Origin of the sequence: Diaphorobacter ruginosibacter (genome assembly GCF_040396215.1) — a bacterium.
Classification (GTDB): domain Bacteria; phylum Pseudomonadota; class Gammaproteobacteria; order Burkholderiales; family Burkholderiaceae_C; genus Diaphorobacter_A; species Diaphorobacter_A ruginosibacter_A.
Map to the genome: position 1 here is coordinate 1 of NZ_JBEBOW010000114.1, position 12,710 is coordinate 12,710.

General features: G+C 63.2%; 12 protein-coding genes and 1 pseudogene. 6 read left to right on the forward strand and 7 right to left on the reverse strand.

The annotated features are described in order from the left end of the window. The 6 genes and pseudogenes from ABWP92_RS13360 to ABWP92_RS13385 all read right to left on the reverse strand — a co-directional run. Positions 1–148, reverse strand: a pseudogene (locus tag ABWP92_RS13360) (branched-chain amino acid ABC transporter permease); the annotation flags it as partial. 37 nt (positions 149–185) lie between these two features. After that, the gene (locus ABWP92_RS13365; RefSeq protein WP_353235881.1) at positions 186–1,394 is read right to left on the reverse strand and encodes an ABC transporter substrate-binding protein; all 1,209 of its coding nucleotides are present in this window, start codon (positions 1,392–1,394) and stop codon (positions 186–188) included. 125 nt (positions 1,395–1,519) lie between these two features. Then, complete coding sequence (locus tag ABWP92_RS13370) at positions 1,520–2,716, reverse strand: ABC transporter substrate-binding protein (RefSeq protein ID WP_353235882.1); 1,197 nt, start codon at positions 2,714–2,716, stop codon at positions 1,520–1,522. Positions 2,717–2,786: 70 nt separating this feature from the next. Then, a complete protein-coding gene (locus ABWP92_RS13375; protein WP_353235883.1) occupies positions 2,787–3,500 on the reverse strand; it encodes an ABC transporter ATP-binding protein in 714 nt (237 codons plus the stop codon). A gap of 1 nt (position 3,501) precedes the next feature. Further along, positions 3,502–4,275 (reverse strand): ABC transporter ATP-binding protein, encoded by a 774-nt coding sequence (locus tag ABWP92_RS13380; RefSeq protein WP_353235884.1) that lies wholly within the window; start codon positions 4,273–4,275, stop codon positions 3,502–3,504. 202 nt (positions 4,276–4,477) lie between these two features. Beyond that, positions 4,478–5,254, reverse strand: coding sequence for a TOBE domain-containing protein (locus tag ABWP92_RS13385; RefSeq protein WP_353235885.1), 777 nt, complete (start codon positions 5,252–5,254; stop codon positions 4,478–4,480). Positions 5,255–5,336: 82 nt separating this feature from the next. Between ABWP92_RS13385 and modA the strand changes: the two genes are divergently transcribed. The 6 genes from modA to ABWP92_RS13415 all read left to right on the forward strand — a co-directional run bounded on the left by modA (position 5,337) and on the right by ABWP92_RS13415 (position 11,308). Continuing rightward, the gene (gene modA, locus ABWP92_RS13390) at positions 5,337–6,110 is read left to right on the forward strand and encodes a molybdate ABC transporter substrate-binding protein (protein ID WP_353235886.1); all 774 of its coding nucleotides are present in this window, start codon (positions 5,337–5,339) and stop codon (positions 6,108–6,110) included. A 148-nt stretch (positions 6,111–6,258) separates the two neighbouring features. After that, entirely contained in the window at positions 6,259–6,936 is a 678-nt protein-coding gene (modB, locus tag ABWP92_RS13395; protein WP_353235887.1) for a molybdate ABC transporter permease subunit, read from the forward strand. Then, positions 6,933–8,039, forward strand: coding sequence for a molybdenum ABC transporter ATP-binding protein (modC, locus tag ABWP92_RS13400; protein ID WP_353235888.1), 1,107 nt, complete (start codon positions 6,933–6,935; stop codon positions 8,037–8,039). The genes modB and modC overlap by 4 nt, the downstream gene beginning before the upstream one ends. A gap of 192 nt (positions 8,040–8,231) precedes the next feature. Continuing rightward, the gene (locus ABWP92_RS13405; protein ID WP_353235889.1) at positions 8,232–8,861 is read left to right on the forward strand and encodes a TRAP transporter small permease subunit; all 630 of its coding nucleotides are present in this window, start codon (positions 8,232–8,234) and stop codon (positions 8,859–8,861) included. 22 nt (positions 8,862–8,883) lie between these two features. Next, positions 8,884–10,710: a TRAP transporter large permease gene (locus tag ABWP92_RS13410; RefSeq protein WP_353235890.1), complete on the forward strand. Its 1,827-nt coding sequence runs from the start codon at positions 8,884–8,886 to the stop codon at positions 10,708–10,710. A gap of 172 nt (positions 10,711–10,882) precedes the next feature. Next, positions 10,883–11,308: a lysozyme inhibitor LprI family protein gene (locus ABWP92_RS13415; RefSeq protein ID WP_353235891.1), complete on the forward strand. Its 426-nt coding sequence runs from the start codon at positions 10,883–10,885 to the stop codon at positions 11,306–11,308. A gap of 76 nt (positions 11,309–11,384) precedes the next feature. Here the strand turns inward: ABWP92_RS13415 and ABWP92_RS13420 are convergent, their stop codons facing one another. Continuing rightward, positions 11,385–12,467 (reverse strand): TRAP transporter substrate-binding protein, encoded by a 1,083-nt coding sequence (locus ABWP92_RS13420; RefSeq protein ID WP_353235892.1) that lies wholly within the window; start codon positions 12,465–12,467, stop codon positions 11,385–11,387. Positions 12,468–12,710 lie beyond the last annotated feature (243 nt).

Here is a 12,710-nt window from a genome sequence, read left to right on the forward strand (position 1 = left end):
ACAGCGCGCCGTGCGCGAAGTTGATCACGTTGAGCAGGCCGAAGATCACGGCCAGGCCCAGACTGAGGATCGCGTAAAACGAGCCATTGACCAGCCCCAGGAGGAGCTGGCTCAACATGGCCGGCAAGGAAACACCAAAGATATCCATGAGTAGCAAAAATTAATGGTTCAGCCCTGCTGCCGGTTCATTTCCAGAGAGCGCACTTGCTCTCGGCCTTGGTGGCGAACACTTGCTCGCCCGGCAACTTCTTGATCAGCTTGTAGTAGTCCCAGGTGCCCTTCGACTCGGAGGGCGCCTTCACCTGCATGAGGTACATGTCGTGAACATAACGTCCGTCCGGGCGCAGGTAGCCCTGGCCGAAGAAATCGTTCATCTTCATGTTGCGCCAGGCCTCCATCACCTTGTCCGCATCGGTGGACTTGGCCGCCTCCACCGCCTTCAGGTAATTCATGGTGGCCGAGTAATCCGCCGCCTGGATTTCCGTGGGGCGACGCTGCGTTTTCGCCATGAACTTGTCGGCGAACTTGCGCGTATCGTCGTTCAGATCCCAATACCAGCTCGTGGTGAACTGCATGCCTTCCGTGGTCTTCAGGCCCAGGCTGTGAACGTCGCTGTAGAAAATCAGCAGGCCCGCGAGCTTCATCGTCTTGCCGATGCCGAACTCCTTGGCCGCCTTGATCGAGTTGATGGTGTCGCCACCGGCGTTCGCCAACCCCAGGACCTGGGCCTTGGAGTTCTGCGCCTGCAGCAGGAACGACGAGAAGTCCGACGCGTTCAACGGATGGCGCACGGCGCCCAGCACCTGGCCGCCCTTGGCCTTGACGATGGCGGAGGTGTCGGCTTCCAGCGAATGGCCGAAGGCGTAATCCGCGGTCAGGAAGAACCAGCTCTTGCCGCCCGCGTCCACCACGGCCGCGCCCGTGCCCTTGGCCAGCGCCACGGTGTCGTAGGCGTAGTGGACGGTGTAGGGGCTGCACTGCTCGTTGGTCAGCGCCGACGAACCCGCGCCATTGTTGAAGTACACGCGCTTCTTTTCCTGGGCCACCTTGGCCGCGGCCAGCGCCGTGCCGGAGTTGGTGCCGCCGAACAGCATGGTCACGCCCGCGGTGTCGATCCACTCACGCGCCTTGGAAGCGGCGATGTCCGCCTTGTTCTGATGGTCGGCGGATATCAGCTCGATCGGCTGGCCCAGCACCTTGCCGCCGAAGTCATCGATCGCCATCTGGATGGCGACCGCGCCGTTCTTGCCCTCCACGTCGGCATACAGGCTCGACATGTCGGTGATGAGACCGATCTTGACCTTGTTCTCCTGCGCCAGCGACGCCTGGGAACAAAGCCCCACCGTTGCAAGTACGGTGGCCAATGCGGTGAACTTCTTGCTCTTCCTCTGCATATTGTGTCTCCTGATGGTTTTTGACGTGAGGATGGAACCGGCGATCATGGCTGACCGATGCGCCCCCCCTGGCGCTTCATCGGTCAGCCCGGGAACTGGGCGGACGGCAGTCCTGCTTCAGGCAATCACTTCCACAAGGCGCACTTGGATTCGGCCTTGGTGGTCCAGACCGTATCCGCCGGCAGCGTCTGCAGCACTTTCAGATAATCCCAGGGCTTCTTGGATTCGGCTGGCGCCTTGGCTTCGACGAGATACATGTCGTGCGCATAGCGGCCGTCCGGGCGGATCGTGCCGGAGGCGTAGAAGTCCTTGAGCGGCTTGCTCTTGAGTTCGGCCATGACCTTGTCGGCGTCGGTGGTCTTCACTGCCGCGACAGCCTTCAGGTAATTCATCGTGGCCGAGTAGTCGGCGGCGTGGATGTCGGTGGGCATGCGCTTGGTCTTGGCGAAGAATTTCTCGGCAAACTTGCGCGACTCGTCGTTCATGTCCCAGTACCAGCTGGTGGTGTGCAGCAGGCCTTCCGTGTTCTTCAGGCCCAGCGAGTGGATGTCGGAGAGGAACACCAGCAGGCCGGCGGTCTTCATGGTCTTGTTGATGCCGAATTCCTTGGCCGCCTTGATGGCGTTGATGGTGTCGCCGCCAGCGTTGGCCAGGCCGAGGATCTGCGCCTTGGAATTCTGCGCCTGCAGCAGGAACGAAGAGAAGTCCGACGCGTTCAGCGGGTGCCTGACCGAGCCCAGCACCTGGCCGCCCTTGGCCTTGATGACGGCCGTGGTGTCCGCTTCGAGCGCATGGCCGAAAGCGTAGTCCGCCGTCAGGAAAAACCAGGTCTTGCCGCCGCGCTCCACCACCGCGCCGCCCGTGCCCTTGGCCAGCGCCACGGTGTCGTAGGCGTAGTGGACGGTGTAGGGGCTGCACTGCTCGTTGGTCAGCGCCGACGAACCCGCGCCATTGTTGAAGTACACGCGCTTCTTTTCCTGGGCCACCTTGGCCGCGGCCAGCGCCGTGCCGGAGTTGGTGCCGCCGAACAGCATGGTCACGCCCGCGGTGTCGATCCACTCACGCGCCTTGGAAGCGGCGATGTCCGCCTTGTTCTGATGGTCGGCGGATATCAGCTCGATCGGCTGGCCCAGCACCTTGCCGCCGAAGTCATCGATCGCCATCTGGATGGCGACCGCGCCGTTCTTGCCCTCCACGTCGGCGTACAGGCTCGACATGTCGGTAATGAAGCCGATCTTCACCTTTTCCTGCGCCTGCACGGCCGCGGACGCCAGACCCATTGCGCCCAGCGCGCATACGAGAGTTTTGAGAGTTGTCTTCATTACTATCTCCTTCGATTTGAACTTCTATCCAGAAATTGATGATTTCGTTGGGGTTGTGGCGTTCGGGGTATCAAACGCCCAGCAATTCATTGAGCACCGGCATCTTGGTCTGCAGTTCCGATGCTCCGAATTTTTCGACGATCTGGCCATGCTCCATCACGTAGAAGCGATCGGCCAGCGGCGCGGCAAAGCGGAAGTTCTGCTCCACCATCACCACCGTGTAGCCCTTTTCGCGCAGCATGATGATCATGCGCGCCAACGCCTGCACGATCACCGGCGCGAGGCCTTCGGATATTTCATCGAGCAGCAGCAGGTTGGCGCCCGTGCGCAGGATGCGGGCGACCGCGAGCATCTGCTGCTCGCCGCCCGAAAGGCGTGTTCCCTGGCTGTTCTTGCGCTCGGCCAGGTTGGGGAACATGGCATAGATCTCTTCGACCGACATGCCCTGCCTGGTGGTCTTGAGCACCGGCGGAAGCATCAGGTTTTCCTCGGTCGAGAGGCTGGAGAAGATGCCGCGCTCTTCCGGGCAATATCCCACGCCCAGGTGCGCGATGCGGTGCGTCGGCATGTCGATGGTCTCGACGCCGTTGACCTTGACCGACCCCTTGCGCGACCCCGTGAGCCCCATGATGGCGCGCATGGTGGACGTGCGCCCCGCGCCGTTGCGGCCCAGCAGCGTGACCACTTCGCCGGGCTGCACGACCATATCGACGCCGTGCAGCACATGCGATTCGCCATACCAGGCCTGCAGGCCCTTGATTTCCAATGCGGGCGTTGCGCTCATCTCAATGCGCCCCTTGCAATTGGCCAGAATCTGTCGTGCCCATGTAGGCTTCCATCACTTGCGGATTCCTCGATACGTCTTCATACGGCCCTTCGGCCAGGATGGCGCCGCGCTGCAGCACCGTGATGCGGTCGGCAATGGTGGAGACCACCTTCATGTTGTGCTCGACCATGAGAATCGTGCGGCCCGCGGACACCTTCTTGATGAGCTGCGTGACACGGTCCACGTCCTCGTGGCCCATGCCCTGCGTGGGCTCGTCAAGCAGCATCAACTCGGGCTCCATCGCCAGCGTGGTGGCGATCTCGAGGGCGCGCTTGCGTCCGTAGGGCAGGTTCACCGTCACCTCGTCGGCAATGTCGGCAAGCCCCACTTCGTCCAGCAACTGGATTGCGCGGCCATTGAGCTGGTCGAGGCTTTTCTCGCTCTGCCAGAAGTGGTAGGAATTGCCCAACTGGCGCTGCAGGCCCAGACGCACGTTCTCCATCAGCGTGAGATAGGGGAAGACGGCGGAGATCTGAAAGGAGCGGATGACGCCGCGCCGCGCGATCTGCGCGGGTGCCTCGCGGGTGATGTCCTGCCCATTGAACTTGATGGTCCCGGACGTGGGCTCAAGAAACTTGGTGAGAAGGTTGAAGCAGGTGGTCTTCCCTGCGCCGTTGGGGCCAATCAATGCATGGATCGAGCCGCGCTGCACAGACAGGTTCACATCGCTGACAGCGGTGAAACCCTTGAATTCCTTGGTGAGGTGTGATGTTTCCAGAATAAAGTCGCTCATGGCAACCAGCGCATGTGACGCCGTGGCGGCATGCACCCTTGTCTCGGTGGTTATGTTGCACCGCATCCTATGGTGGCATTCCATTTGGAGGAACTGGGAGAAATGCCTATGTATTTACGCCTACCCGCCAACGCCCCGCAAATGCCGCCCACAGAACATCAACTCAGCCCAAGTCAATCCCAACGCGCATCAAAAAAATTTCTCAGCTCAATGCGATCACCACGGCCGATTCATCCACCCGCATGACCACCCTGGAGCGCGCCCGCAAACCCGCGCCGGGCTCCGAGAAACCCACTATCTGCAAGCCTCCGGCGAGGGTCGCCGAGATTTCGTCACCCAGGTTTCCACGCGAGACCCGCGCCACCGATCCTGTCCAGGCATTCACGCCGTCCGCCTCCTGACCGTGCGTTGCCGGTAACGCGCTTACGGCGGTCGCCTTACACAGCGCTTGCACCGCAATCCCCCTTTGCAGACCCAACAATTCAGTGCTTTCCCGCGTGATGCGCGCGCAGACCTGGAACTGCGAAGAGGCCGCCCTTTCAAGATAGACACGAACGATCTGCCCCTGTGCATCCATCTCCCTGACGATGCAGGGCCATTGATTGCGCATGCTCGTGCGCACCGCCAGGCGCTGCGCTGTCGCCGCGTGCGGCTCCGACTGGCCGTGCATCTGCTCGACGGCGCTGCTGCGCGCATTCCTGAGCGCCTGCGCCGCCTGCAGCAATTGCTCGCCCGCCTGCGTCAGCCTGGCGCCGCCGCCGCCGCGCCCGCCCACCGCGCGGTCGAGCAGCGCCACGCCCGCCAGATTGGTGAGCGTATCGACGGCCTGCCACGCCGCCTTGTAGCTCACGCCCACGGCCCGGGCCGCCTTGGAGATGGAGCCGAGTTCGCCGATCTGGCGAAGAATGTCGATGCGCCGGTCGGACTGCACATGCCCCAGCGCCTGCACGAATGAGGGTTCACGGTGAGTGTTCTGCATGGAGCGGATCATGCCCTTTTCCGTGCGCTTCACCTATACTCTTCGCTGTTCAAATGTTGAATAACGATACGAGGAACATCGCATGTCACTCCCAAGCTTCCGTCCGTCTTTCTCCCTCAAGCTGATTGCCCAGGCCGCATTCGCGCTGGCGCTGCTGCCTGCGGCCCACGCCGGCGAGGTCGCCGTGGCAGTGGCTGCCAACTTCACCGCCCCCATGCAGAAACTGGGCGCGATGTTCGAGAAGCAGACCGGCAACAAGGTGGTCATCTCCTCCGGCGCAACCGGCAAGTTCTATGCGCAGATCGTCAACGGCGCGCCCTATGACGTGCTGCTGGCCGCCGACGACACGACGCCCGAGAAGCTCGAAAACGAAGGCAAGGCCGTGAAGGGCACGCGCTACACCTACGCCATCGGCCAACTGGTGCTCTGGAGCCCGCGCGACAACTACGTCGACAGCGAAGGCAAGGTGCTCAATACCCAGTTCGACCATATCTCCATCGCCAACCCCAAGCTCGCGCCCTATGGCGCCGCCGCGATGCAGGCGCTCGACCACCTCAAGCTGACCGACTCCATCAAGCCGCGTATCGTGACCGGCGAGAACATCGGCCAGACCTACCAGTTCGTCGCCACCGGCAATGCGCCGCTGGGCTTCGTCGCGCTCTCACAGGTGATGACGGACGGAAAGGTCACCAAGGGCTCGTACTGGATCGTTCCCGAAAGCATGCACGAGCCGATCCGCCAGGACGCCGTCCTGCTGAACAAGGGCGAGAACAACGACACCGCCAAGGAGCTGCTCAAGTACCTCAAGAGCGACGAAGCCCGCGCCGTCATCAAGACCTACGGCTACGGATTCTGACGGCGGGGGAGCCCGCTTTCCCACGCACCCTCCATCCCTTATCCTCGAGCACCGCGGATAAGGGATGCCGCGCATCGCGGACGACTGATCCGCCCTCCACCCAGACACCATAACGCCGACCTCAGGGCCTCTTCCCGCGCCTACCGCCATGCATTTCACCGCCGACGACTGGCAGGCCGTACTGCTCACGCTGGAGCTTGCCGGGCTCACGACGCTTTTGCTCCTGTTGCTGTGCACCCCGCTGGCATGGTGGCTCGCGCATACGCGCTCGCGCTGGCGTGCTCCCATCTCCGCCGTGGTCTCGCTGCCGCTGGTGCTGCCGCCCACGGTGATCGGGTTCTATCTATTGATACTGCTCGGGCCGCAGGGCTTCGTGGGACAGCTCATGGAGTCCATGGGCCTGAAGCTGCTGCCTTTCACCTTCAGGGGATTGCTGGTGGGCTCGCTGATCTACTCGCTGCCGTTTGCCGTGCAGCCGCTGCAGCGCGCATTCGAGTCGCTGGGCAGGCGCCCCATGGAAGTCGCCGCGACGCTGGGGGCCGCGCCGCTGGACCGCTTTCTCACCGTCGGCGCGCCCATGGCCCTCAACGGATTTCTTACCGCCGGTGTGCTGACCTTCGCGCACACAGTGGGCGAATTCGGCGTGGTGCTGATGCTGGGCGGGAACATCCCCGGCCAGACCCGCGTTGTGTCGGTCCAGATCTACGATCACGTCGAAGCGCTCGAATACACGCAGGCCCACTGGCTCGCCGCGGGCATGGTGGTGTTCTCGTTCATCGTGCTTCTGGCCATTCATCTTCTGCAACGCCCGCAGTCCCGAGCATGAACAGCACGCACCCATCCGCAGACGCACAGCGCCTGCGCGCCTCCTTCAAACTGGCGCGCGCGAGCTTCGAGCTGGATGTCGATCTCGATCTCCCGGGCCACGGCGTGAGCGCGTTGTTCGGCCCCTCCGGCTGCGGCAAGACCAGTTGCCTGCGTGCGATGGCGGGCCTGGAGCGCGCCAGCGGCTCCATGCTCGTGAACGGCCTGGCCTGGCAGGACGACGCGCGCGGCATCTGGCTGCCCACGCACAGGCGGCGGCTCGGCTACGTGTTCCAGGAAGCCAGCCTGTTCCCCCACCTGCGCGTGGGACAGAATATCGAATACGGCCTGCGGCGCACGCCCGCCGGCGAGCGCCGCGTGGCGCTCGAACAGGCCGTCGAACTGCTGGGCATCGCGCAGCTGTTGCAGCGCCATCCCGACACGCTCTCCGGCGGCGAGCGCCAGCGCGTGGCCATCGCCCGCGCTCTGGCGGCCAGCCCGCACATACTGCTGATGGACGAGCCGCTCGCGGCGCTGGACGCGCAGCGCAAGCAGGAAGTACTGCCCTACCTCGACCGCCTGCATCGCTCGCTGGACATTCCCATCGTCTACGTCAGCCACAGCGCCGACGAAGTCGCACGCCTTGCAACCCACATGGTGCTGATGGAGTCAGGCCGCATACTTGCCAGCGGCCCCACGCATGAACTCATGTCGCGCCTGGACCTGCCGCTCGCCCACGGCGACACGGCCAGCGCACTCATCGACGCCACGGTGGCCGGCTACGACAAAGCGGACCAGTTGCTGACGCTGCACAGCCCGGCCGGCCCGCTGTATCTGCCCACGCCACGGCCGCATCCCATCGGGGAAGCCATGCGCGTGCGCATCATGGCGCGCGAAGTCAGCCTCGCCCGCATCCCGGCGGGCGACGACAGCAGCATCCTGAACACGCTGCCCGCGCGCATCACCTCGATCAGCGACGAGGCTCCGGGCCAGATGCTCGTCGCGCTGGACGCCTCGGGCATCACCTTGCTGGCCCGCATCACCAGGCGCTCGCGCAGGCAGCTCGCGCTCTCGGTAGGCGACACGGTGCATGCGCAGGTCAAGGCCGTGCTGCTGCTGGACTGAGCGAGCGGCAACCATTGCCCCGCCAAGACACGGTCGGGCCCAGCCCTGCATAGGGGAATGCTCTGTCATGTTTGAGCAAGCTCCCGCCTAAACTGCTCATTACAATTGCAACGCACGTTACACGGCCGCCCTCACCTCTGATCGAGGAGGAACGGCCGTGTCTCGTTAACCGAGCCTTTCCCCGGAGACCCAATGCAGGCTTTATTAAATCTATCAAGAGCCATCGACCGGCTCAACGCCTTTGTCGGTAAATACTCGATCTGGCTGATTTTCGCGGCCACCTTCGTCAGCGCAGTCAACGCAATCATCCGAAAAGTATTCGACTACAGCTCGAACGGCTTTCTCGAAGTCCAGTGGTATCTCTTCGCATGGTCCTTCCTGATCGCGGCCGGCTTCACGCTGCTGCACCGCGAGCACGTGCGCATCGACGTGGTGAACAGCCGCCTGTCGAAAAAGACGCAGATCTGGATCGACATCATCGGCTTCGCATTCTTCCTGACACCGCTGTGCATCACCATCCTCTATCTGAGCATGCCCGTGGTCCTGCAGATGTATGAATCGGGAGAGATGTCGGGCAACCCAGGCGGCCTGATCCGCTGGCCGGTGTGGGCCGCGATCCCCGTGGGCATCACGCTCTTGCTGCTGCAAGGCATCTCCGAGCTCATCAAGCGCATCGCCTTCCTGACGGGGGACGGGCCGGATCCGATGGGCAAGCTCACCGACAAGAGCGCCGAAGAAGAACTGGCCGAAGCCCTGCGCGCCGAAGCCGAACGCAAACAAGCTGAAGCAGCGGCCTCCGTGGCTGCTCCTGCAAAGCACTGATCGCGGCAGGAGCCTCACTCAAATGGAATTCATTGCAAACAATTACGCCCCGTTCATGTTCGCGGGGCTGGTCGTGTTCCTGCTGCTGGGCTTCCCGGTGGCCTTCAGCCTGGGCGCGGCGGGCCTGACGTTCGGCTTCCTCGGCATCGAGCTCGGCGTATTCCCATCCTCCGTGATGGCCTGGCTGCCGCAGCGCCTCATCGGCATCATGGCCAACGACACGCTGCTCGCCGTTCCCTTCTTCACCCTGATGGGGCTGATCATGGAGCGAAGCGGCATGGCCGAGGACCTGCTCGACACCATCGGCCAGGTGTTCGGCCCGCTGCGCGGCGGCCTGGCGCTGGCCGTCATTTTCGTGGGAGCCCTGCTGGCCGCGACCACCGGCGTGGTGGCCGCATCCGTGATTTCGATGGGCCTGATCTCCCTGCCCATCATGCTGCGCTATGGCTACGACCGCTCGCTGTCCAGCGGCGTGATCGCAGCCTCGGGCACGCTCGCGCAGATCATCCCGCCGTCGCTGGTGCTGATCCTGATGGCCGACCAGCTCGGCCGCAGCGTGGGCGACATGTACAAGGGCGCGTTCATTCCCGGCTTCATGCTGATGGGCATGTATGTCCTCTGGGTGGTGGCTCTCGCCATCTTCAAGCCGAAGGCGGTTCCCGCCCTGCCGCCCGAAGCCCGCATCTACCGCGAGGACGACGGCAGCTCCGGCTACGCGTCGCTGGCCATCGTGATGGCCATTTCCACCGGCGTGGCGATCTTGCTGGCCGCCCACATGGCCGAGGTTCACACGTGGTGGCAAGGCAAGGAAGTCCTGCAGGTTCCCACCGACGAAAAGGTCGTCACCGCCATGTGCGGCGGCACGTTCATTGCCTTCGTCATCGCCAGTCTCAACAAGCTGTTCAAGCTGGGCCTGCTCTCCAGGCTGGCCGAGCGCGTGACGTTCGTGCTGATCCCGCCGCTGCTGCTGATCTTCCTGGTGCTGGGCACGATTTTCCTGGGCATCGCCACACCGACCGAAGGCGGCGCGATGGGCGCCATGGCCGCGCTCGTCATGGGCTTCGTGCGCCGCCGCCTCGACATGGCGCTGCTCAAGCAGGCGCTGGCTTCCACCACCCGGCTGGCAAGCTTCGTCATGTTCATCATGATCGGCGCGACCACCTTCAGCCTGGTATTCCAGGCCGCCGACGGCCCCAAATGGGTGGAGCATCTGCTGACCGGCCTGCCCGGCGGCCAGGTGGGCTTCCTGATCGTCGTGAACGTCATGATCTTCTTCCTGGCGTTCTTCCTGGACTACTTCGAGCTGTCCTTCATCGTCGTGCCGCTGCTCGGCCCGGTGGCCGACAAGATGGGCATCGACCTGATCTGGTTCGGCGTGCTGCTGGCGGTCAACATGCAGACCTCGTTCATGCATCCGCCTTTCGGCTTCGCGCTGTTCTTCCTGCGCTCGGTCGCGCCGGAGAAGCAATACATCGATCGCATCACGGGCAAGGTGATCGAGCCGGTGACGACGATGCAGATCTACAAGGGCGCCATTCCATTCGTGCTGATCCAGCTGGTCATGGTGGGTACGCTCATTGCCTTCCCCGGCATCGTCACCGGCGCGCTGGACAAGGCCGCGGTGGTCGACATGAATTCCGTGGGCGCAGAGATGCTGCAGCAGCTCAACGACAGCGAAGACTACGGAAGCGGCTCGGATGCGGAAACCTATGGCGCGGGAGAGCCGGGAGCCGGAGCTTCCGATGCGGCCGCGCCGGACAGCTCCGCGCCCGCCGATGGCGGCTACGGCTCTGACGATCCGATGAAGGCGCTTCAGGAATCCGCCGGCGCAGCCAGCTCGGCCCAATAACCGCCACATCACGGCATCGCCGATCGCATCAGCGATGCCGTAATCCTCACCAGGCCGGACAGCCAGCGCGCTGACCGGCCTTTTTCATGGCTGGCGCGGCCCCAAAGCCCACGAGAACCAACCGCCCTGCGGCAGACTCGGCATTGGCATCGGCGGTACGATGCCGTTCATCATGCTCGCCCAGTTCCTGCTAGTTTCCGCAGCCCTGCTGCTGCCCGTGTCCGCCATCGCGCAACGAGATCCCCAGGCGGAAAGCACCTGCTACTCCCGCCTCAACCACGAAAACGTTCGCGCCTGCATCAAGGAACAGGCCATCCAGGCCGGCAAGGACATGGAGTCCGCGGAAAAGCTGCTGGCCGCAGCCATCAGGCGGGAACTGCACGCCAACCGTACGGCGGCCCTGCAACAGCTCAGCCAGGCGAATGCGCACTACCGCCAGTACCGCAAGCACCAGTGCGAATTCCAGTCCGAAGCAGCGAGCGGCAAGAAATCCGCCCCCGATCGACGGATGCTGTGCACCACGGCGCTGGACCTGCAGCGCACCCGCGACCTGAAGGCGACGGTCGACGCGCTCGGCAGCAGTTCAGCCAAATCCTGAGGCCGCGCCGCACAATGAAAAAAAGCGGTGGGCTTCACGCCCACCGCTTTTTTTGCTTGAAAGAATCCGGGAAAACTCAGATCTTCACGGAGTTCATGTATTGGTTGAACGGGAACTCCGAGAAGCGGTTCCACAGGATCTGGTCGCGCTGGAACGCGCGCATGTCCTGGTGGATCTTCTTGAACTCCGGAGACTTCGCTTCATGTTCGCCGAACACTTCCATCGACGCCTTGAAGCCCGCATCCATCACGGCCTTCGGGAAGGCCTTCAACTGCGTCTTGTTGGCCACCAGGCGCTTGATGGCGATCGGGTTCACCGCCTGGTATTTGGACGTCATGTCCATGGCGGCCCAGCGGGTGGCGGCCTCCAGAATGGCCTTGTTTTCGGGCGAAAGCTCGTTGAACTTCTTCAGGTTGACGAAGAATTCCAGATCGGCGGAGCCTTCCCACCAGCCGGGATAGTAGTAGTAAGGCGCAACCTTGTTGAAACCGAGCTTCTCATCGTCGTAGGGGCCGACGAACTCCACGGCATCCAGCGTGCCCTTCTCCAGAGCCTGGTACACGTCGCCGGCAGGCATGTTCTGGCCGACCACGCCCAGCTTGGCCATGGCTTCGCCGAACACGCCGCCGCCCAGGCGCATCTTCAGGCCCTTCAGGTCGTCGACGCCCTTGATTTCCTTGCGGTACCAGCCGCCCATCTGGGTCGTGGTGTTGCCCGCGCTGAACGTGCGGAAGTTGTATTTTTCAAAGAAGCCATCCAGCAGCTTGCGGCCATTGCCGTGATCCTTCCAGGCGCTCATCTGCAGCGTGGTCAGGCCGAACGGCACCGCGCAGCTGAACGCGAAGATCGCATCCTTGCCCGTGAAGTAGTAGGCGGCGGTCTGCGCCATGTCGATGGTGTCGGCCTGCAGCGCATCCACCACGCCGAAAGCGGGCATCAGTTCGCCAGCGGGGTGCACGGAGATTTCAAACTTGCCGCCCGACATGGCCTTGACGGCCGCGGACAGTTTCTCGGCGCTGCCGAAGATCGTGTCAAGCGATTTGGGAAAGCTCGATGCCAGGCGCCAGCGCACCGCGGCCTGGGCATGGACTGCGGGTGCGACGCCCGCGGCGAGCACACCGGCGATACCGGCTTGCTTGATGATGGAACGACGATCCATGGATTTCTCTCCGAACGATATGGTGAAGTTAATACGTCAATGACGCAGCGGCTGGGCAATACGTGCAACACACCCATTCGCGGTCAATGAATGTAGACGATTGCAAGCCCCACAGGGGTGCACCGATTCTAAAAAAATGTCGCCTGCCGCCGGAGCGGGTTTTCCCCTGCGTGTGGTACTTGGTTGCTACAGATTCTGCATTTTCCGGCAGTGCGCCGCACAAGAATCACCTCTCTGCCCCGC